The sequence below is a fragment of the Labrys okinawensis genome (genome assembly GCF_002982075.1).
In the GTDB taxonomy this organism is placed as follows: Bacteria; Pseudomonadota; Alphaproteobacteria; order Rhizobiales; family Labraceae; genus Labrys; species Labrys okinawensis_A.
The window spans coordinates 23,658-43,134 of record NZ_PUEJ01000002.1; the positions used below are offsets into that span (position 1 = coordinate 23,658).

Sequence of the window (19,477 nt, forward strand, 5' to 3'; positions counted from 1 at the left end):
TCGGTCTGCCGGCGCAAGTGCGTTTCTTGCGCGGAGAATAGGCATCGATCCAGCATGTCACCACGGACAGCGTTGCGCAACGTTCTGGGCAGAGCGTTTCAGGACATGGAGGAGAACTGAGCCGGCGGCATCTTCGAGCGGCGAGCGCATCCGGCTCGGCGAATGACGGGCCCTCTTTGCTTCAATCGCTCGGGTAGCGACGAACCCCCTCATCCGTGACGATGGCGTCAAGCGGGATATCATGCGCCAGCGGGTGGATGGTACGGATCGCCGCTTCGGCATAGCCGACGCCGATCGCCACCACACTGGCGGGCAGGCTCGCCAACGTGCGGTCGAAATAGCCACCACCATAGCCGAGCCGGAAGCCCCTTGCGTCGTGGCCGACCACCGGCGCCAGGCAGATGTCGGGCACCACCTCACGCCCGCCCTCGGGGACCGGGATGTTCCAGAAGCCCTTGACCAGCTTCTCGCCCTGCCGCCATGTCCGGAACACCAGGGGCGTGTTCCTTTCCACCACCAGCGGCAGGGCCGTGATCGCCCCCCGCGCGGCGAGTGCCTCGGCCCAGTCGCGCAGATTGGGCTCGCCCCGCAGGGGCCAGTAGAAGCTCACCACCTGCCCGGCGACATCGCCGACGACATCATCGAGATGCTTGGCGATCGCCCGGGTCTTTTCGGTTCTCAGATCGACGGGCATAGCCAGCCGCTCGGCAATCAGGCGGGCCCGCTCGCCTTTGCGCCACGCCATGATTTCCGCGCGGCGCTCGGCCTGCTTCTGTGCGGCGGCATCGAGCTGGCCGCCCTCGACCTCATGGGCGAAGCAGGCTGACGACGCAAAGGGACGCGTCCCATCGTCATCGTCGTGATCGGCTTCCATCATGGCATCGGCTCCCTGATCGAAGTGCGCCCATCATGTCCCAAACACCCGCTGCTGGCCAGCGCGGAACGCCGGCCGTCGGCTCGCCGCCCGGCAGAGTCACACCGGCGTCATCGGCTTTCCAGGAGTTGTGACATCGAAAATAACTTCAGACAAACGCATTGTTATTGCAATTCAATGCAATATTCATAATCTGATTTCATGGATATCGGGCTGGCACGAACCTTCCTGGAAATCGCGCAGACTGGCAGCTTCGCGGCCGCGGCCGAGCGCCTCAACCTGACGCAGACGGCGGTCAGCGCGCGCATCCGGGCTCTCGAACAGCAGATCGGCCGCCGTCTTTTCGTCCGCAACAAGGCCGGAGCCCGCCTCACGCCCGCTGGCGAGCGCTTTGTCGGTCCCGCGGCGGCCCTGGTGCAGGTGTGGGAACGCGCCCGGCAGGAGGTGGCGCTGCCGCCGGGACGGGAGGAAGGCATCAGCCTGGGAGGCGAACTCAGCCTCTGGCATCCCCTTCTCGCCGACTGGCTGACCTGGATGCATCGTGAATGTCCGCGGGTGGCTTTGCGCGTCGAGGTCGATACGCCGTCCCGGCTCATCGAACGTGTCCGGGAAGGCTCGCTCGACCTCGTCACGCTCTACAACCCGCCGCAATATCGCGACATCGTCGCCGAGCTGGTGGTGGAGGAACAGCTGGTGCTGGTGACGACCGCCACCGACGGGACGGTGGATCGCGACAGCTATATCCAGGTCGATTGGGGGCCGGCTTTCGCCCTCAACCACCGCGCCGCCTTTCCCGATCTCGCCGCCGCTCCCCTTGCGATCTCGCTCGGCGCCCTGGCGCTGACCCATATTCTTGCCGTGGGAGGTTCGGGCTATTTTCGCGCCGGCGCCGTCACGTCCTTCCTCGCCGATGGACGCCTGCGGCTCGTAAAAGGGGCGCCGGCCTTCTCCCATTCGATCTATGCGCTCTACGCCGCCCGGCGGGATAATCCCGCGCTTCATCGGGCGCGGGAGGGGCTTCGCTTCGCTGCCGCCCGCGCCGAGAGGCCTGGCCTGGGCGTGGCGACCGCCGGATAGGCCGCCGGGAAGAGGCCGACCGCCTTGCTTGAATGGGAGCCAGTTTGCTGCTACCCACAACAAATAAGGCCAAAAAGTATAATCGAACCGGCACGGTCCGGACGGAACCCGGCCGGCGCAACAGGGGCAGGATCCACCATGGACAAACTCGGCATTCATTCCTTCGTATGGACGGGCGGCACCACCCAGCAGGATCTCGAAGGCGCGATGGAGAAGTCGCATGACCTCGGCTACAAGCTGATCGAATTCCCCCGCCTCGATCCCCGCAAATTCGATGTGTCCTGGCTGGCGAGGCGCCTCAAGGACTATGACCTTGCCGTGACCGTCACCATGGGCCTGCCGCTGGAAGGCGATATTTCGAGCGAGGACGCGGCCGTGGTGCGCCGGGGCGAGGAAATCCTGTCCGATGCGGTCGCCATCACGCGCGATCTCGGCGGCCACAAGCTCGGCGGCATCATCTTCTCGGCCCACACCAAATATCGCAGCCTGCCGACGCGCAAGGGCTGGGACAACAGCGTGGCGACGCTGTCGCGCCTGGCCGATACGGCCAAGCAGGCGGGCGTCAGCCTCAACCTGGAAATCGTCAACCGCTTCGAGACCAATCTACTCAACACCACCGCACAGGGGCTTGCCTTCATCAAGGAGACCGGCTCGGACAACATCTTCCTGCATCTCGACACCTTCCACATGAACATCGAGGAAGCAGACCCGGTGCAGGCGATCCGGCTCGCGGGCGACAAGCTCGGCTATTTCCACATCGGCGAAAGCAATCGTGGCTATCTCGGCTCGGGCGTGATCAACTTTCCCGCCATATTCGACGCCCTCGTCGCCAGCGGCTATGAGGATTGGATCACCTTCGAGAGCTTTTCCTCCGAGGTGGTCGACGAAGATCTCTCGATCATCTGCGCGATCTGGCGCAACACCTGGACCGACAATGTCGATCTCGCCCGCCGCGCCAAGGCCTTCATCGATGATCGCTACGCCGAGGCGCGGCGCAAGGCCGATACGGCACGCACGCCGTGAAATCGACCTGGAACGCGCTTGGGAACGTTGGCTGCTTGTGCGCCAGTGCCGGCAGCCCGCCACGCGGCAATTATGGAACCGCACCGGCAACGCCATTCTAACGTGTTGTTCCGACACGTCTTTGCGCGGCTGGCCGATTCCATGGCGCCGCGCGGCATTGTAGTCTCCCCTCCAAACCGAGCGGATCTCTCCATCTTGGCAACGCCGCAGACCGTCCGTCATCTCAATGAAATCAGGGCTCTCAATGCCCTGTTTCGCCACACCGGCATGAGCCGGGCCGACCTTGCGCGAGCACTCGGGCTCAACAGGTCGACCACGGGCAACATCATCACGGGCCTGATCACGGAGGGCCTTGCCGTCGAGCGCCGCGACGAGCCGCACAACGAGAGCGCGGGCAAGACGGGCCGTCCCGGTATCCGGGTGCAGATCGATCCAGCCGGCGCCAGCTTTCTCGGCGCCGAGATCGGCGTCGACCGGCTCACTGTCGTCGTCATCGACATGCGGGCCGAGGAGATCCTGCGCCTCACCTTGCCCTTCCCGACCCATCGTGAAACCCCGGAGGCCGGCACCGACCGCATGGTTGCTCTGATCGCCGAAGCCATCGAGAGCCTCGACCGGCCCGAGCGCCTGCGCGGACTGTGCGTAACCCTGCCGGCCCTGCTCGCCTCGGACGGCACGGTGATCAACGGCCTCATGCTCGGCTGGCGGGACGTGAAGCTGCGGGACATGGTCACCGAGCGGCTGAAGCGGCGTTTCCCGTCGCTCGATCCCGCCATCTCGATCGAGAACGACGCCAATGCCTTCGCCATCGCCGAGACCTATCGCGACACCACGCATCGCTCGGAGACCGTCGCCTTCCTGCTGATCGAGAACGGTGCCGGCGGTGGTATCGTCATTGGCGGCAGGCTGCTGCGCGGCTCGGCAGGCCTTGCCGGCGAATTCGGCCAGATCGTGCTCGGCGGCCACAGCATCCAGGCGGGCCGCTCCAAACCGGGCCATCTGGAAAGCTATATCGGCAAGGACGCCCTCCTCGGCTCCTACCACGCCCAGGGCGGGGAGGCCGATCTCGACAGGCTGCTGCAGGGGCTGGCACGCGGGGAAGCCGCTGCCCTCGCCACCGCCCGGGCCTGGGGCGAGCGCCTCGCCGCCGGCCTGATCCAGGTCACCAGCGTGCTCAATCCCGGTCTGATCATCCTGGGCGGCTCCGTCGCCCCGGTCTTCACCCACGTCGCGGCCGAGGTCAGCAGGGCCATGCAGCGCGAATTGCTCGAGGGCTTTCCGCTGCCGCGCATCGAGGTTTCAGCCCTCGGTGTCGAAGGCCCTGCCCTCGGCGGCGCTCTCCTGATGCATCAGCGCATGTTCTCCATCGACGAAAGCGCGATCTATGCCAGCGAACAGCCGATCACGCTGTTCCAGAGCTAGGGCACGCCGTCACTTTTGGCCAATTGGCGCGTCGCGTATCGTAGCAAGCCGAAAGGCCGCTCCCCCTTTCCGTCATCGAGGAACTTCCCATGCTTGCAGGCAAGATCGTCACTATCGGCGAGATCCTGGTGGAGATCATGGCCACCACCACCGGCAACGGCTTCCTGGAGCCGCAACCCCTGGTCGGGCCCTTCCCGAGCGGCGCTCCGGCGATTTTCATCGACCAGGTCGGCAAACTCGGCCACCCCGCCGCGATCGTCTCGGCCGTGGGGGACGACGATTTTGGCACGCTGAACCTCGAACGCCTGCGTCGCGACGGCGTGGACGTCTCCGCCGTGGCCGTGCATGCGGGTGCGGCCACCGGCAGCGCCTTCGTGCGCTACCGGCCGGATGGCGGCCGTTCCTTCGTCTATAACATGCGGGACAGCGCCGCCGGGCGCATCGCCGCCACGCCCGAGGCCGAGGCGGTGCTCGCCGAAGCGGGCCATCTCCATATCATGGGATCCGGACTGCCCGTACCGGCCGTCGCCGACATGATCCTGAAGACCCTGCCGGGACTCAAGGCACGCGGCGGCACCGTCTCCTTCGACCCCAACATCCGGCGGGAGACGCTGCGCGACGGCAGCAAGGCGGTCTTCCATACCGTGCTGGCGGCGACCGATCTCTTCCTGCCCTCCGGCGAGGAGTTGTCGCTGTTCTCCAACGAGACCGACGAGGACAAGGCGGTGGCAGGCGTGCTGGCGACGGGCGTCAAGGAGATCGTGCTGAAGCGCGGCGCCGGCGGCGCCAGTCATTTCAGCCGAGAGGGCCGCACCGACATGTCAGGCTTCGCGGTGACCGAGATCGACCCGACTGGTGCAGGCGATTGCTTCGGCGCGACTTTCCTGGTGGCGCGCCGGCTCGGCAAGCCGGTGGCGGAAGCCCTGCGCTATGCCAATGCTGCAGGCGCCCACACCGTCACGGTGCAGGGACCGATGGAAGGGAGCGCGGACTTCGCCGAACTCGACCACTTCATGGCGCAAGCCGGAAGCCCATGAAGCCACGCCCGTCGCCGCCTGTTACGAAACTGTCGCAAGGCGGGAATAGCATGGCCGGGCATGGGGCCTCTCTCGCCCTGCCACGGCCCGGCCGGGTTCTCCAGCAGCGTTCACTGGCTGGGCCGTGCCCCTTCACCGTTCGCCTGGTGACGGCACGGAGGTTGGCGCATCAGGCGGATCGTTTCAGCATTCGTCCGAGCGCGATCAGGATGCAGGCGCCAATGAAGCCCGCGATGAGATAGCCGATCCAGCCGCCCAGCACTACGCCGAACATGCTCAGCACCAGATTGGCGACAGCCGCGCCGACGATGCCGAGGATAATGTTCATGAGGATGCCCATATCGCTCTTCATGAACATTTCGGCCAGCCAGCCCGCCAGGCCGCCAATGATGATGGCTCCGATCCAACCCACCTGCGGATTATCCATATTTCACCCCCATTATCAGGCCTGGAACCAGGCGCGCCTGCCGAAGGACTCCTGCGACTGGCGCAAGGCCGGCCCGTTTGCAGGGCGCCATGGTGCCGAGGCGGGACCCTGCCGGTCCCAGGATGAGAACGCATGGATCAGGCCCATGGTTCCGCATCGAATCAGGAGGCCCGGCCGGCGGGCCTCCTGATAACGAAGCCCACAGGGCTCAATAGCCGTAATAGTACCGGCGATGGTAATAGGGCCGGTAGTAGTAGCGCGGCCGATAATAGCGCCGATAGGGGCGATAGTACCGGTATGGCCGGTAGTAGCGGGGACGGTAATAGCGCGGCCGGTAGTAATAATTCCGGTAGTAATAATAATACTGAGCCTGCTGAACCTGGGCCGAGCCTTCCTGGGCGTTCGCCATGGGGGCCGCCCGCTCGACAGGCGCCACCGGCAGAGCCGAAGACGGCGTCGAAGTGGCTGCCAGTCCGCCGAGCATCATGACGGCAGCGAACAAGGCCTTGAGTGAAAAGCGCATGCTTTATCTCCCTTTGCTTGGCATCTCTTGCCTCGGGCATCCTCGCCGATGCCGGCCAGCACGGCTATCGCCTGCGAAACACAGGGCCCCGGAGCCAAAAGGGCCCAGCAGGCAGCAATGGAGCTACATTGATCCACCGCTGCGGATAACCGAACGGAATGCCATGAAATTCTAGAGCAAAGTGAGTTTGGACGGAAACGCTGTTTTGCCAGAACGCAGGCCGCAATCCTGCGGGGCGCATCATGGGCGATAAAAAAGCCCGCTCACCGGCGGGCTTGGTGGAGCCGAACTTCGTCATCGAAGTTCGGGAGGAAGTGGTGGAGCCAGGCGGGATCGAACCGCCGACCTCTACAATGCCATTGTAGCGCTCTCCCAGCTGAGCTATGACCCCACTTTTGCGAAGCGGCCTGGGGAGCTGCTTCGGTGTCCCTCGGCGTCACCGCCGACGGGCCGCTCGTTTGTCACGTTTCGCGGCTCGATGCAAGACGTCTTGTGAAGAAATTTTGGAAAATCTTTCGATTGGGGAAAAGACGCGGCACCGGGCCGGTTCCGCGCCTCCAGGCGGGCTCGTAGCGAGCCTCAGCTTTCCTCGTCGTCCTCGATGCCGTCGCCGATCAGATCGGTGACATCGTCATTCTCGTCCTCGTCTTCCTCGAGGAAGGTATCGTCGGAGCCGGGATCATCCTCGACATCGATGTCGTCGTCGCCGACCACGGCCTTGGCGGCGCTCGCCTCGTCATCGGCCTCTTCGAGGCTGATCAGTTCGGCGTCCGTCACCGGATCGAGCTCGTTGTCGTCCTCGGTCTGGTCCGCGCGCGGGGCAACCGCGTCGGGGCGACCGCGCAGCAGCGGCGCTGCAATGGTGACCACCTGGCCCGTATAGGGGGAGATGATCGGATCCTTGTTCAAATCGTAGAATTTGCGCCCAGTCGTCGGACAGACGCGTTTCGTGCCAAGTTCGGGTCTGGCCACGGCGTGTACCTTATGTCGGAAATCGAAGTGCGAGGCCGCTACAGACTAGAAGCCCCTATGTCAATCAGAATCGCAAAGATGGCGTTTTTTCGCGATCTGGCAAGGGGTTGAATCACGAATTCCTCCCACCGCCCGCTTTGCCCTTCTCACCATCCATGCTAGGGCGTGTGGCCGGACGGACCTTGAGGTCCGCCCATGCGGGAGCATCAGTCCCACCATCGGCATTGCGTCTTGCCGCAGATTTCTTCCGCCTGTCCGGAGCCGTTCCCTTGCTCGCACCGCCCTCTCAAGCCGTTCCGCTTCCCATGCGCCGGTCGCCCGGGCCGGCGCAGGCCAGTCCGGTCGCGCGCGACGAGACAGCCTGTCTGCTTGCCATCATCCTGGGCCTTCTCAGCGTGGGAGAGACACGCATCGGGCACGCCCCGCAGTGCGACGGCGCCCAGGCCATGGCCGAGGCCTGCCGCAAGCTGGGTGCGGCGATCGAGCGTGCCGGAGATCAAAGCTGGCATGTCCATGGGGTCGGGGTCGGCGGCCTGCTCTCGCCGGAAGGAGGCCTCGATTTCGGAGGGTCGCTGGCGGGTGCGGTCCTGCTGATGGGTGTCGTCGCCAGCCACGGCGTCACGGCCGGCTTCGATGGCGATCCCGCCTTGCGCGCCTGTGCAATGATGCCTGCCCTGGCGCCCCTCATGCGGATGGGCGCCGAGATCGTCGCCTCGGCCGAGGGCGTCCGCCTGCCCCTGACCCTGCGTGGCGCCATGGACGCGGTCCCGGTCCTCTGGCGCGTGCCCGATGGCGGCCCCTCATCGCCGGTGACGCCGGATCTTGTGGCCTCGGCGGTGCTGCTGGCCGGCCTGAATGCTCCCGGCGAGACCACCGTCGTCGCGCCGCAAGAGGCCGGCGGCGAGGCCGTGCGCCTGCTCCGGCTGTTCGGGGCGGATGTCGCGACTTCGCCCGAGGGGGGCGGGCGGCGCATCGTGCTGCAGGGCCGTCCCACGCTTCGGCCGGCGATCGTAACCCTGCCGGCGGAAACTCCGCCTGCCTCGTGCTGACGTGTAATCCTGTAATCCTGGTGCCTTGTCATGATCATTGCCATTGATGGCCCCGCCGCCTCCGGAAAGGGAACCCTGGCCAAGCGCCTCGCCGCCCATCTGGGCCTGCCGCATCTCGACACCGGCCTGCTCTACCGCGCCGTCGGGCGGGCTGCCATCGATGGCGGCATCGACCTCGAGGATGCGGACGCCACCGCCGAGATCGCCGACGGCCTCGATGTCGCCAGCCTCGACGAGAGCCGGCTCCGCGGCCGGGAAATGGGCGAGGCCGCCTCCGTGGTCGCCTCACACCCCAAGGTGCGCAAGGCCCTGCTCGACCTGCAACGTCGCTTCGCGCATCAGCGCGGCGGCGCCGTGCTCGACGGGCGCGACATCGGCACGGTGATCGCGCCCGGTGCCGAGGTGAAGATCTTCGTGACCGCCGACGCCGAGATCCGGGCCCGACGCCGCCATCTCGAGCTGGAAAAGCGCGGCGATGCCCCGCCTTTCGCATCCGTGCTCGCCGATATCCGCAAGCGCGACGCCCGCGATGCCGGCCGCGCCGACGCGCCGCTGAAACCCGCGCCCGACGCCCATGTGCTCGACACCACCGCCCTCGATGTCGAGAGCGCCTTCGCGGCTGCCCTGGCGTTCGTCGAACGCCATCGGCACTGAATCAAGAATCAAAATGAGCGGATTGAGGGCGTCCGCCGCATCGAACCCTTGATTTTATCGCCGAGGACGCTGATATCCCGGCCGGACATGACTTGGAAAAGGTGAAATGACCAGCAAGACCAAACCCGAAGCCGAAACCGAGAACCGCCCTGCGGCCGAGGCGGCCGCCCCCGCGGCACCGACGGCGGACAGCGCGGAACAGGCTGGTGGCGAGCAGACTGGCGCCGACCAGGCCGCCGTCAACGACAATGCGTTCGAGGTTCTCACCAAGCTGCAAGCCGAGAACGCCGAGTTGAAGGACCGCCTGCTGCGCGCCATGGCGGAGATCGAGAATGTACGCCGCCGCGGCGAGCGCGAAGTCAGCGATGCGCGTCAATATGCCATCGCCAAATTCGCCGGTGACATGCTCGGCGTCGCCGACAACATGGAGCGTGCCCTGGCGAGCGTCCCCAGCGGGGCCCGTGAGACCGATGCCGCCGTCAAGGCCCTGATGGAAGGCGTGGAACTCACCGAGAAGGAAATGCTGCGCTCGCTCGAAAAGCACGGCGTCAAGAAGCTCGACCCCAAGGGCGAGCGTTTCGATCCGAATTTCCACCAGGCGATGTTCGAGGTGCCCGATCCCTCCGTGCCCAACGGCACCGTGGCCCAGGTGGTGCAGGTCGGCTACTCGATCGGCTCGCGCGTTCTGCGCCCGGCCATGGTCGGTGTCGCCCGCGGCGGCCCCAAGCAGGCCGCCGAAGCCGAAAAGCAGGCCTGATCTTGACGACGCAAACGCCGGCCTTCGTCATGCCCGGGCTCGACCCGGGCATCCGGAGGCCGGCTGGATTGCCGGGTCAAGCCCGGCAATGACAAGTGCCACGCTCCTTTGGGCGTGGCCTTAATATCCGGCCGCCAGGCCTGATTCGACGCGGCTGTCCATGGCGCCGTTGTAGCGGGCACCGTCACCCTTCTTGATGGTGGCGAGATCCTTGCCGCCGACCAGGATGCCGGCCGCTTTGCCCCAGACCGGCCAGGCCGGATCGCCCTCATCCACCTTGTAGCCCATCTCGACCAGCAGTTTGACGGTGTCCGGCGAGAGCGCCTGGGGTTCGGTATAGATCTGGTCGGGCAGCCATTGGTGGTGGATGCGCGGCGCGTCGACGGCTTCCTGGATATCCAGCCCGTGGTCGATCACGTTGAGGATGGCCTGCAGCGTGATGGTGATGATGCGCGAGCCGCCGGGGCTGCCTATCACCATGAAGGGCTTGCCGTCCTTGGTGACCACGGTTGGGCTCATCGAGGAGAGCGGCGTCTTCTTGGGTTCGATGGCATTGGCCTCGCCCTGCACCAGACCGTAGAGATTGGGCACGCCGGGCTTGGCGGTGAAGTCGTCCATCTCGTTGTTGAGCAGGATGCCGGTACCCTCCGCCACCACGCCGGCGCCATAGGAGCCGTTCAGCGTGTAGGTGACGGCAACGGCATTGCCGTCATTGTCGATGATCGAATAATGCGTGGTTTCCTTGGATTCGCCCATGCCCTTGGGCATCAACTCCTTGGAGACGCCGGCCTTGTAGGGATTGATCTTGGCCCGGATCTCGGCGGCATAGTTCTTGTCGAGGAGGTGCGGCACCGGATTCTTGACGAAATCGGGATCGCCCAGGCTGGAATTGCGGTCGACATAGGCATAGCGCATCGCCTCCACCATCAGATGCACGGTGTTGGCCGAATCGGCGCCGAGATAGGAGAGCGGATAGCCCTCCAGCACGTTGAGGATCTCGCAGATGATCACGCCGCCCGAACTCGGCGGAGGCGAGGAAATAATCTCGTAGCCACGATAATTGCACTTCACCGGCTCGAGTTCGCGGACCTTGTACTGCTCGAAATCCTCCTTCTTCAGAATGCCGCCCTTGGCGGCGGAGGCCTTGACGATGGCATCGGCGATCGCGCCCTTGTAGAAGGCGTCGGGTCCCTTTTCCGAGATGGCCGCCAGCGAGGCGGCGAGATCGGGCTGCTTGAAAGTATCGCCGACCGCATGCGGCTTGCCGTCGGCCTGGAGGAAGATCTTGGCCGTGCTGGGATCGCGCTTGAGCCAGTCGGCATTCTCCTTGACGGAGGCGACATCGCCCTGGCCGAGCACATAGCCGTCCTTGGCATAGCGGATGGCGGCTTCCATCAGGTCCTTGCGCGGCAGGGAACCGTATTTTTCGCGGGCATATTCGAAGCCGGCCACCGAGCCGGGCACGCCGACGGCGAGATAGCCATCCGTCGAGGCACCCTTCACCGGATTGCCCTTGGCGTCGAGATACATGTTCTTGGTGGAGGCCAGCGGCGCCCTTTCGCGGAAATCGATGAAGGTCGACTTGCCGTCCTTTGTGCGGATGGTCATGAAGCCGCCGCCGCCTATATTGCCGGCTTCAGGCCAGACCACGGCCAGTGTGTAGCCGACCGCCACGGCGGCATCGATGGCATTGCCGCCCTTCTTGAGGACATCCACGCCGGCCTGTGTCGCCAGGCGCTGCGTGGTGACGACCATGCCGTGCTCGGCCTCCACCGGTGCCGGCGAGGCCGCGTGAGCCCCGGCAAGGGGGGCGAAGGTCAGTGCGACGGCAAGACCGGTGGCGATCACCGGACGGACGTGGTGCATAGGCTCCTCCTCTGACTGCGCGGCGGCCTGCGACCGCTCGCCTCACTATGGGCGGCCCGGCTCACAACCGGGACGCAGATCTTCTCGGCGTACCGGAGCGGCACGCGGAACGGCGAGGCGGCGGCTGCTTCGGCCGGCGCCATCTCCCCTATTCTCTTTTGCTAAACAGGATTTCGGCTTTCGTCGATAGGCTATGCCCCAACCGCAGGCTGCCCGCATGAGCGTCGAAGGCTCAGGCGCTTCCCGCCGGCAGGCCGGCGATGGCGGAATCGACCGCATCGCCCAGCCGTTCGACCACGGCATCCGCCTGGCCGCGCTCGATGATGAAGGGCGGCGCCAGCAGGATATGATCGCCCTGCACGCCGTCGATGGTGCCGCCCATCGGATAGACCATCAGTCCGCGCGCCATGGCCTCGCGCTTGACGGCGGCGTGAAGCTTCAGCGCCGGGTCGAAGGGTTGCTTGCTGCTGCGATCGGCGACGAACTCGATGGCGTGGAACAGGCCGCGGCCGCGGATATCGCCGATATGGGCATGGTTGGCGAAGCGCTGTTCCAGCCGTTCCCGCAGATGGTCCCCCATGGCCACGACATTGGCCAGCAGATTATCGCGCACGATTGTTTCCTGCACGGCCAGGGCAGCCGCGGCGGCCATGGCGTGGCCCATATAGGTGTGGCCGTGCTGGAAGAATCCGGATCCCCTCGCGAAGGCCTCGAAGATCGCAGCGCTGAGCAGGACCGCGCCGATCGGCTGGTAGCCGCCGCCGAGCCCCTTGGCCACCGTCATGAGATCGGGTACGACCCCCTCCTGCTCGCAGGCGTGCAGCGTGCCCGTACGCCCCATGCCGCACATCACTTCGTCGAGGATGAGCAGGACGCCATAGCGGTCGCAGATCGCACGGATGCGGCGAAAATAATCGGCGACGGGTGGCACCGCACCCGCCGTGGCGCCGACCACCGTCTCCGCCAGAAAGGCGATGACCTCGTCCGGCCCCAATTCGAGGATCTTGTCTTCCAGGGCCTGGGCCGCCCTGGCCGCATAGTCTTCCCCGCTCTCCCCCGGGGCCTGGAAGCGATAGGCAAAGCAGGGATCGATGTGATGGGTTTCGATCAGCAGCGGAAGGAACGCGGCGCGGCGCCACTGATTGCCGCCGGCGGCGAGTGCCGCCAGCGTATTGCCGTGAAAGCTCTGGCGCCGGGCGATCACATGCCGGCGCCGCGGCTGGCCTTTCTCGACGAAGTACTGCCGCGCCATCTTCAGGGCCGCCTCGACGGCCTCCGAGCCTCCGCTGACGAGATAGGCCCGCTCCAGCCCGGCCGGCGCATGGGCGATCAGGCAGTCCGCCAGCCGTTCGGCGATGTCGGTGGTGAAGAAGGCGGTGTGGGCATAGGCGAGCGTATCGAGCTGACGGTGCAAGGCCTCCCGCACAGCCGGATGGCCATGGCCCAGGCAGGAGACTGCGGCCCCGCCGGAGGCATCGATATAGTGCTTGCCGGCGGCGTCGATCAGTTCGATGCCGCGCCCACCGACGGCGACCGGCATGACGGCGTTGGCGGTCCGGTGGAGCAGATGGCTCATGGCGGCGTTCCCGGAAGTTTCGGCTGAGGACGTCGGGTCAGATGGGTGCCGAGGGCAGCCAGATGCGCATCCGTCCGGCGCAGGGCGGCGAGCGCCGCCTCGCCGTCATGGCCCGCCACCAGCGCAGCCAGCACTTCGGCAGCGGCGAAGGCCGGCGTCACGGCATGCAGGAAGGAGGGACTCGCCGTCGGCACGACGAGATGATGGCGGGAGATCCTGGCCAGAGGCGCCACCTCGCTATCGGTGATGGCAAGGATGGACAACCCGCGCGACGCGGCATGCTCGGCGAGTTCGAGGGTAAGGCGCGTATAGGGCTGCAGGCTGACGGCCACCATCACCTCGCCCGGGACGACATCGATGAGGGCATCGGCCCCGATGGCGGCGATGCCGTCGAGCAGAATGCTGGGCCTGCCGATCAAGGTGAGCCCATAATGCAGATGCCAAGCGACCGGATGGCTCGCCCTGAGACCCAGGCAATGGATGCGGCGCGCCGAGGCAAGCATCTGCGCGGCGGCGGCGAATGCCGCGAGCGGCCTGGCTGCCGAAAGTCCGTCAAGCTGGGTGCCCAGCATGCCGAGCATGGCGGCGGCCAGTCCCTCATCGCCGACGCGCCCCTGCCGGATAAGGTGGTCTCCCGCCTTGCCTGCAAAGCCTGTCGGCGCTTCCCGCAGCGTATCGGCATGCAGTTCCCGCAGGGCCTCGTAACCGTCGAAGCCCAATTGCCGGGCGAGCCGCATCATGGTCGCCGGCTGCACGCCGGCACGCCGCGCCTGTTCCCGCATCGACAGCAGGGCGACATCGCGCGGATTCTCCAGCACATAGCGGGCGGCCGCCTTGATCTGCGCCGGCATCGCGTCGAAGCCTTTGACGATCTCGCTGGCCAGGCCGTCGAGATCCACAAGCCCGCTCATGCCCCTATGCTCCGTCGGAAGGATTATTGAAACAAATGTATCATATGCTATCGTTCTGATACAAATGAATCCTCATTCGGAGATGGATTTGTCGGCTACGCTGGACTGCGCCCCGCGTTTCATTGCCGTAGCCCCCAATGGTGGCCGGCGGACCAAGGCGGATCACCCGGCCTTGCCGATGACGGCCTCCGCCCTGGCGCAGACGGCCACGGCCTGTCTCGAGGCCGGCGCGGCCATGATCCATGTCCATGTCCGGCGCGAGGATGGCGGCCATCTGCTCGACGCCGAGGCCTATCGCGCCGTCATCGCCGCGATTGCCGCCGCGACGGGCAAGGAACTCGTGGTGCAGATCACCTCGGAGGCGCTCGGCCTCTATTCGCCGGCAGAGCAAAGAGCCGTCATCCGCGACACGCGGCCGGAGGCCGTATCGCTCGCCCTGCGCGAACTGGTGCCTGACGCAGGCGAGGAAGCCGCCTTCGCCGAATTGCTGCTCTTTCTCAGGCTGATCGGAACCATGCCGCAGATCATCCTCTACACGCCGGACGAAGCCAGGCGCCTTGCCGACCTGCGGCGGCGGGGCCTCATCCCCTACGAGAAACTGCCCGTACTCTATGTGCTCGGCCGCTATACGGCGGACCAGACGTCCCGGCCCGCCGATCTCCTGCCCTTCCTCGCCGCGGACATGCCGCGCTTCGATCCGTGGAGCCTGTGCGCCTTCGGTCCGCAGGAAATTGCCTGTGTCACCACGGCCGCCCTGCTGGGCGGGCATGCCCGCGTCGGCTTCGAAAACAACCTTCATCGCCCCGACGGCACGCCGGCCCGGGACAATGCCGAACTGGTGGTGCTGGCGCGCCAGGCGATCGAGGCGGCCGGCCTGAAGATCGGCGATGCCGACGCGCTGCGTGCCGCGACGCTGGCGACATGAAAAAGGCGGCCGAAGGGCCGCCTTTCCATTCACCGAGCAAATGCCGGGGAAGATTCTCGCTTCAAGCCGCGGAGGCCGAAACCCAGCGCGACAGCTCGCCCTTGGGAGCAGCGCCGACCTTCTGGGCGACGGGCTTGCCGTCCTTGAACACGATCAGCATCGGGATCGACATCACCCGGAACTGCGAGGCGATCTGCGGGTTCTCGTCGACGTTCAGCTTGGCGATCTTGACCTTGCCGGCCATCTCGGTGGCGATCTCGTCGAGAGCAGGCGCGATCATGCGGCAGGGCCCGCACCACTCGGCCCAGAAATCGACGACGACCGGCTCGGCCGAATTCAGCACGTCATTGGCGAAGGAGGCATCCGTGACCTTGATCGTGTTGGCACCCATTTCAAGAATCTCCACAGCGGGAATGGCGGAATCGCCATGCAAATATCCGTTGCCTTCAAGCTAGGAACGCACTGGCCCAGCGTCAAGGAGCGGGATGGCTTCTCGCGCGAATGTGCACGGCTGATATGCAGATTCGTGGCTATTATCGGCCCTGCCCCGTGAAATCTACGGCTAGCCGATCACCACGCGGGTATCCGACATGCCTCGATGCCGGATGAGCTGGTAGAGCGCGGCGGCGTGGGAGGGCGCCAGCCGGATGCAGCCATGGGAGGCGGCGCGGCCGAGCTGCTTGACCGAATAGGTGCCGTGCACCGCATAGCCGCCCTTGAAGAACACCGAATAGGGCATCGGCGAATTATCGTATTTCTTGGAGTAATGCATGCGCTTGAGCAGCTTGGGGCGGTAGACGCCGCGCGGGGTATAGTAGCCGCGCCGTGCCGTCGACACGGCCCAGACCGCCTCGACATTGCCATCGACGATCACGGTCATGCGCTGGCTGGCGATATCGACCTTGGCCACTATGCCCGCGGAGGCCGGGGCCAACTGGCAGAGCATAGCGGCCAAGAGCGCGAAGGCGATGGCGATCCAGCGGAAGTTCGCGCTCAGATGCAGGGCAGGCATGACAGGTTCCTCGATGCGGTTCACTGACATTGGCCGTCCGGGCCTTCATTCGCCATGCGCTTTTGCACAGGAAGCGTGTCCAGCCGGACCCGAACAAAGCATGAATCGAACAGGGTTAATTTTTGGTTTCCGCAGCCCGCTTCCGCAGGGCTGGCTTGTGGCGCCGCGCCTTCGCCTGGTCCCGAAAAGAAGGAGCGAAGAGGATGCCAGCGCGCCCCGGGCTCTTGCCAACCGCCGATGCTGCCGTTTGGGAAAAGACAGGATAGGATGCAGTCACGAATCACTTCGCGGGAGCAGGCATGCGCCGTTTCGTCCGGACCTTCCCGTCGCTCAAATCCGGCTTGGCCCTCGCCGCCTTGCCGCTCCTGGCCATGGGGGGACCGGTCGTGGCGCAGGACATCACCCCGCCCGGCTTCAAACTGCCGCCACTCGGCGTGGTGACGGCGGCCACTCCCGCCAAGCAGCTCTTCGGCCGCGCCGAGACGCCGGCCAATATCGGCCTCGGCTCGATCGGCTTCTACGCCAAGGGCTGCCTGTCGAACGGCGTGGAACTGCCGGCGGATGGACCGACCTGGCAGGTCATGCGCCCCTCGCGCAACCGTGCCTGGGGCAATGCCGCCATTATCCGGGTGGTGAAGAATCTCGCCGCCAAGGCCCCTACGGTGGCAGGCTGGCCGGGCATCCTGATCGGTGACATGGCGCAGCCGCGCGGCGGGCCGATGCTGACGGGTCATGCCTCGCACCAGATCGGGCTCGACGCCGACATCTGGCTGACCCCCATGCCGAACCGCCGGCTGAGCGTCGCCGAGCGGGAGACCAAGAGTGCCGTGATGATGGTGCGCCCGGACAGGCTCGACGTCTCCCGTTCCTGGACCCCGGGCCAGATGGGCATCGTGCGCGCCGCCGCCCAGGACCCGGCAGTCGAGCGCATCTTCGTCAACGCCGCCATCAAGAAGGCGATGTGCCGCGACGCCACCGGCGACCGCTCCTGGCTCGGCAAGGTGCGCCCGATGTACGGCCACGACTATCATTTCCATATCCGCATCACCTGCCCGCGCGGCAGCCCGACCTGCACGCCGCAAAAGCCGCCGACGGGCGATGAGGGCTGCGGCAAGGAGCTCGACTACTGGTTCTCGGACGCGGTGCTGCATCCAAAGCCCCGTCCCAAGCCGCCGCGCCCGCCGCGCCAGCTCACCCTCAGCGATCTGCCGCCTGCGTGCAGCCAGGTGATTGCAGCCCCGTGAGGCCGGACGCCGCGCAGGGCGCGGCGCGGTTCGGTTGATCTGGCCGGGCGACCTCGATATTGTAGTATCGGTGGTATGCTGATGCTGGCAGGATGTGATGGCAAATGGCGCCAAGCTGAAGAAAGCGCCCCGGCCTGCGCCGGACAAGTTTGCCGCGCGCCGAGCCGAGCTGGCCGAGGCCGCGCTGCAGACGCTTGCTGAACTCGGCTATGCCCGCACCAGTCTCAGGGAGATCGCCCAGAATTCGCGTTTCTCCCACGGCGTGCTGCATTATTACTTCAGCGACAAGGTCGACCTGATCGCCTATTGCGTGCGCGACTACAAAGCAAAATGCGTGCAGCGCTATGAGCGCATCACCGCCGATGCCGACAGCCATGGCAGCCTGATCGATCAATTCCTCGACAGCCTTGCCGCCACGCTGCGCGACGAGGCCCCGATGCATCGGCTCTGGTATGATCTGCGCTCCCAGGCCCTGTTCGAGCCCTCCTTCCATGCGGACGTCAGGGAGATCGACAAGAGCCTGGAAGACATGGTCTGGCGCGTGATGTCGCGCGCCTTCGAATTGGCCGGGGTCAAGCCGGCCCTGCCCTCGGCCGTGGTCTATGCGACTTTCGACGGGCTGTTCGAACATGCCCTGCTGCGCCATCTGGGCGGCGACGCCGATGCCATCGCACAGATGCAGGCGCGGATCCGGGCCTTCCTGCCGGCATGCGGCCTGCCCGCCAAGATGGGAACGACCGGCAGCCGGCCCAAGCTCGCTTCACACCGCCTGGTAAAGGGTAACGACGCAAGCGCCGCCTAGGCCGAGATTGTGCTGCAGCCCGAGGCGCGCGCCAGGCACCTGGCGTCTGTCCGCCGTGCCGCGCAGCTGGTGGGTCAGCTCATAGCATTGCGCCAGGCCGGTGGCTCCCAGCGGGTGCCCCTTCGACAGCAGCCCGCCCGAGGGATTGGTGACGTAGCGCCCGCCATAGGAATTGTCGCCATCGGCGATCATCTTGCCCGCTTCGCCGTCGCCGCAGAGGTCCAGGGCCTCGTAGCTCACCAATTCATTGTGCGCGAAACAATCGTGCAGTTCGACCACGTCCAGGTCTTCGGGGCCGATGCCGGCCGCTTCATAGACCTGGCGTGCGGCACGACGGCTGAGGTCGAAGCCGACGAGCTGCATCATGTCGCCGGCCTCGAAGGTCGATTCGCCGTCCGTGGTCATCGCCTGGGCGGCAATCTCGACCTTGCAGTCGAGATCGTGGCGCCGGGCAAATTCGGGCGAGACCAGGATGGCCGCCGCAGCGCCGCAGGTCGGCGGACAGGCCATCAACCGCGTCATCACGCCGGGCCAGAGCACCGGTGAAGCCAGCACCTCCTCGGTGCTCACCTCGTTGCGGAACACCGCAAGAGGGTTGCGGGCCGCATGCCGGCTCGCCTTGGCGCGCACCGCGGCAAAGGCGGAAAGAGGCGTGCCATATTTGCGCATATGGCTCAGCCCGGCGCCTCCGAAATAGCGCAGAGCGAGCGGAATTTCGTTCATGCCCACCAATTGGTCGGCCAGCGCCTCGAAATCGGCGAAAGGGCTGGGACGGTCACCGAACTGCATTTCGAGCGCGCCCGGCTTCATCTGCTCGAAACCGAGGGCGAGCACGCAATCGACCGCGCCCGAGGCAACGGCCTGGCGCGCGAGGAACAGGGCGGTGGAGCCGGTGGAACAATTATTGTTCACGTTGATGATCGGGATGCCGGTCATGCCGATCTGGTAGAGCGCCTTCTGGCCGCTGGTGGAATCGCCATAGACATAGCCGGCATAGGCCTGTTGCACCCGCCCATAATCCAGGGCGCAATCCGAGAGGGCGAGCCGCGTCGCCTTGGCCGCCATGGCGTCATAGGGCTCACTCGCGCCCGGTTTAGCGAAGGGGATCATGCCCACGCCCGCGACCAGCACCCGCGATGATGACATCTCCATTCCCTCCTGAAAGCGACTTCACCGCCCGGCGGCAGGCCGCCTCCCATAGGTGGCATTTTTGCGACAAATTCGCCATGAGCTGGACAAGTGTCAAACAAAATCTTGACAGTCGTATAATTTTGGCCTGAGGATGCGGCGTTCCCGGCACAAAGGGAATACTGCGTATCTCGTACA

20 protein-coding genes and 1 tRNA gene are annotated in these 19,477 nt (G+C 65.8%); 10 read left to right on the top strand and 11 right to left on the bottom strand.

Translation table 11 applies throughout. The features are described from left to right. Positions 1 to 181: 181 nt before the first annotated feature. Positions 182 to 877, bottom strand: coding sequence for a 5-formyltetrahydrofolate cyclo-ligase (locus tag C5L14_RS03700; protein ID WP_342588389.1), 696 nt, complete (start codon positions 875 to 877; stop codon positions 182 to 184). A gap of 198 nt (positions 878 to 1,075) precedes the next feature. On the opposite strand from C5L14_RS03700, the gene C5L14_RS03705 reads away from it, so the two are divergent. From C5L14_RS03705 to C5L14_RS03720, 4 genes are all read left to right on the top strand, one after another. Beyond that, the gene (locus tag C5L14_RS03705) at positions 1,076 to 1,951 is read left to right on the top strand and encodes a LysR family transcriptional regulator (RefSeq protein ID WP_105860713.1); all 876 of its coding nucleotides are present in this window, start codon (positions 1,076 to 1,078) and stop codon (positions 1,949 to 1,951) included. Positions 1,952 to 2,089: 138 nt separating this feature from the next. Beyond that, complete coding sequence (locus tag C5L14_RS03710; protein WP_105860714.1) at positions 2,090 to 2,974, top strand: sugar phosphate isomerase/epimerase family protein; 885 nt, start codon at positions 2,090 to 2,092, stop codon at positions 2,972 to 2,974. 195 nt (positions 2,975 to 3,169) lie between these two features. Continuing rightward, positions 3,170 to 4,396, top strand: coding sequence for an ROK family transcriptional regulator (locus C5L14_RS03715; protein WP_181161016.1), 1,227 nt, complete (start codon positions 3,170 to 3,172; stop codon positions 4,394 to 4,396). Positions 4,397 to 4,485: 89 nt separating this feature from the next. Further along, positions 4,486 to 5,433: a tagatose kinase gene (locus C5L14_RS03720; RefSeq protein ID WP_105860716.1), complete on the top strand. Its 948-nt coding sequence runs from the start codon at positions 4,486 to 4,488 to the stop codon at positions 5,431 to 5,433. Between the two features lie 169 nt (positions 5,434 to 5,602). Here the strand turns inward: C5L14_RS03720 and C5L14_RS03725 are convergent, their stop codons facing one another. The 4 genes from C5L14_RS03725 to C5L14_RS03740 form a co-directional block, all read right to left on the bottom strand. Beyond that, entirely contained in the window at positions 5,603 to 5,860 is a 258-nt protein-coding gene (locus tag C5L14_RS03725; protein WP_105860717.1) for a GlsB/YeaQ/YmgE family stress response membrane protein, read from the bottom strand. 208 nt (positions 5,861 to 6,068) lie between these two features. After that, on the bottom strand, positions 6,069 to 6,383 hold the full coding sequence (locus C5L14_RS30255) for a hypothetical protein (protein WP_181161017.1): 315 nt from the start codon (positions 6,381 to 6,383) through the stop codon (positions 6,069 to 6,071). 315 nt (positions 6,384 to 6,698) lie between these two features. Then, a tRNA-Ala gene (locus C5L14_RS03735) sits at positions 6,699 to 6,774 on the bottom strand. 188 nt (positions 6,775 to 6,962) lie between these two features. After that, positions 6,963 to 7,355: a TIGR02300 family protein gene (locus C5L14_RS03740; protein ID WP_105860718.1), complete on the bottom strand. Its 393-nt coding sequence runs from the start codon at positions 7,353 to 7,355 to the stop codon at positions 6,963 to 6,965. A gap of 269 nt (positions 7,356 to 7,624) precedes the next feature. Between C5L14_RS03740 and C5L14_RS03745 the strand changes: the two genes are divergently transcribed. The 3 genes from C5L14_RS03745 (at position 7,625) to grpE (ending at position 9,815) form a co-directional block, all read left to right on the top strand. Then, entirely contained in the window at positions 7,625 to 8,404 is a 780-nt protein-coding gene (locus C5L14_RS03745; RefSeq protein ID WP_181161018.1) for a hypothetical protein, read from the top strand. Between the two features lie 30 nt (positions 8,405 to 8,434). Beyond that, a complete protein-coding gene (gene cmk / locus C5L14_RS03750) occupies positions 8,435 to 9,058 on the top strand; it encodes a (d)CMP kinase (protein ID WP_105860720.1) in 624 nt (207 codons plus the stop codon). Positions 9,059 to 9,164: 106 nt separating this feature from the next. After that, complete coding sequence (grpE, locus tag C5L14_RS03755) at positions 9,165 to 9,815, top strand: nucleotide exchange factor GrpE (RefSeq protein ID WP_105860721.1); 651 nt, start codon at positions 9,165 to 9,167, stop codon at positions 9,813 to 9,815. 120 nt (positions 9,816 to 9,935) lie between these two features. Here the strand turns inward: grpE and ggt are convergent, their stop codons facing one another. From ggt to C5L14_RS03770, 3 genes are all read right to left on the bottom strand, one after another. Further along, on the bottom strand, positions 9,936 to 11,681 hold the full coding sequence (gene ggt / locus C5L14_RS03760; protein ID WP_105860722.1) for a gamma-glutamyltransferase: 1,746 nt from the start codon (positions 11,679 to 11,681) through the stop codon (positions 9,936 to 9,938). A 232-nt stretch (positions 11,682 to 11,913) separates the two neighbouring features. Further along, the gene (locus C5L14_RS03765) at positions 11,914 to 13,257 is read right to left on the bottom strand and encodes an aspartate aminotransferase family protein (RefSeq protein WP_105860723.1); all 1,344 of its coding nucleotides are present in this window, start codon (positions 13,255 to 13,257) and stop codon (positions 11,914 to 11,916) included. Continuing rightward, complete coding sequence (locus C5L14_RS03770) at positions 13,254 to 14,156, bottom strand: MurR/RpiR family transcriptional regulator (protein WP_428832604.1); 903 nt, start codon at positions 14,154 to 14,156, stop codon at positions 13,254 to 13,256. Before C5L14_RS03770 ends, C5L14_RS03765 begins: the two co-directional genes overlap by 4 nt. A 94-nt stretch (positions 14,157 to 14,250) precedes the next feature. Between C5L14_RS03770 and C5L14_RS03775 the strand changes: the two genes are divergently transcribed. Beyond that, positions 14,251 to 15,093 (top strand): 3-keto-5-aminohexanoate cleavage protein, encoded by an 843-nt coding sequence (locus C5L14_RS03775; RefSeq protein ID WP_105861306.1) that lies wholly within the window; start codon positions 14,251 to 14,253, stop codon positions 15,091 to 15,093. Between the two features lie 61 nt (positions 15,094 to 15,154). Here the strand turns inward: C5L14_RS03775 and trxA are convergent, their stop codons facing one another. Together trxA and C5L14_RS03785 are read right to left on the bottom strand one after the other, a co-directional pair. Then, positions 15,155 to 15,484, bottom strand: a complete 330-nt coding sequence (gene trxA / locus C5L14_RS03780) for a thioredoxin (RefSeq protein ID WP_068292695.1) — start codon at positions 15,482 to 15,484, stop codon at positions 15,155 to 15,157. 171 nt (positions 15,485 to 15,655) lie between these two features. Next, on the bottom strand, positions 15,656 to 16,105 hold the full coding sequence (locus C5L14_RS03785; protein ID WP_342588391.1) for a L,D-transpeptidase: 450 nt from the start codon (positions 16,103 to 16,105) through the stop codon (positions 15,656 to 15,658). Between the two features lie 299 nt (positions 16,106 to 16,404). Between C5L14_RS03785 and mepA the strand changes: the two genes are divergently transcribed. Both mepA and C5L14_RS03795 read left to right on the top strand, forming a co-directional pair. Continuing rightward, on the top strand, positions 16,405 to 17,349 hold the full coding sequence (gene mepA, locus C5L14_RS03790) for a penicillin-insensitive murein endopeptidase (RefSeq protein ID WP_105860725.1): 945 nt from the start codon (positions 16,405 to 16,407) through the stop codon (positions 17,347 to 17,349). A gap of 97 nt (positions 17,350 to 17,446) precedes the next feature. Further along, positions 17,447 to 18,151, top strand: coding sequence for a TetR/AcrR family transcriptional regulator (locus tag C5L14_RS03795; protein WP_105860726.1), 705 nt, complete (start codon positions 17,447 to 17,449; stop codon positions 18,149 to 18,151). On the opposite strand, the gene C5L14_RS03800 is transcribed toward C5L14_RS03795, so the two are convergent. Continuing rightward, entirely contained in the window at positions 18,110 to 19,297 is a 1,188-nt protein-coding gene (locus C5L14_RS03800; protein ID WP_105861308.1) for a lipid-transfer protein, read from the bottom strand. The two genes, C5L14_RS03795 and C5L14_RS03800, sit on opposite strands and share 42 nt — an antisense overlap. Positions 19,298 to 19,477: the final 180 nt, after the last annotated feature.

Excerpts from the sequence above, each read along its gene's own strand:
- grpE (WP_105860721.1), top strand. The coding sequence starts at position 9,165 with ATGACCAGCAAGACCAAACCCGAAGCCGAAACCGAGAACCGCCCTGCG.
- C5L14_RS03700 (WP_342588389.1), bottom strand. The coding sequence starts at position 877 with ATGATGGAAGCCGATCACGACGATGACGATGGGACGCGTCCCTTTGCG.
- C5L14_RS03725 (WP_105860717.1), bottom strand. The coding sequence starts at position 5,860 with ATGGATAATCCGCAGGTGGGTTGGATCGGAGCCATCATCATTGGCGGC.
- trxA (WP_068292695.1), bottom strand. The coding sequence starts at position 15,484 with ATGGGTGCCAACACGATCAAGGTCACGGATGCCTCCTTCGCCAATGAC.
- C5L14_RS03710 (WP_105860714.1), top strand. The coding sequence starts at position 2,090 with ATGGACAAACTCGGCATTCATTCCTTCGTATGGACGGGCGGCACCACC.
- C5L14_RS03720 (WP_105860716.1), top strand. The coding sequence starts at position 4,486 with ATGCTTGCAGGCAAGATCGTCACTATCGGCGAGATCCTGGTGGAGATC.
- C5L14_RS03800 (WP_105861308.1), bottom strand. The coding sequence starts at position 19,297 with ATGTCATCATCGCGGGTGCTGGTCGCGGGCGTGGGCATGATCCCCTTC.
- C5L14_RS03705 (WP_105860713.1), top strand. The coding sequence starts at position 1,076 with ATGGATATCGGGCTGGCACGAACCTTCCTGGAAATCGCGCAGACTGGC.
- cmk (WP_105860720.1), top strand. The coding sequence starts at position 8,435 with ATGATCATTGCCATTGATGGCCCCGCCGCCTCCGGAAAGGGAACCCTG.
- C5L14_RS03765 (WP_105860723.1), bottom strand. The coding sequence starts at position 13,257 with ATGAGCCATCTGCTCCACCGGACCGCCAACGCCGTCATGCCGGTCGCC.
- C5L14_RS03785 (WP_342588391.1), bottom strand. The coding sequence starts at position 16,105 with ATGCCTGCCCTGCATCTGAGCGCGAACTTCCGCTGGATCGCCATCGCC.
- C5L14_RS30255 (WP_181161017.1), bottom strand. The coding sequence starts at position 6,383 with ATGCGCTTTTCACTCAAGGCCTTGTTCGCTGCCGTCATGATGCTCGGC.
- C5L14_RS03775 (WP_105861306.1), top strand. The coding sequence starts at position 14,251 with ATGGATTTGTCGGCTACGCTGGACTGCGCCCCGCGTTTCATTGCCGTA.
- mepA (WP_105860725.1), top strand. The coding sequence starts at position 16,405 with ATGCGCCGTTTCGTCCGGACCTTCCCGTCGCTCAAATCCGGCTTGGCC.
- C5L14_RS03795 (WP_105860726.1), top strand. The coding sequence starts at position 17,447 with ATGGCAAATGGCGCCAAGCTGAAGAAAGCGCCCCGGCCTGCGCCGGAC.
- ggt (WP_105860722.1), bottom strand. The coding sequence starts at position 11,681 with ATGCACCACGTCCGTCCGGTGATCGCCACCGGTCTTGCCGTCGCACTG.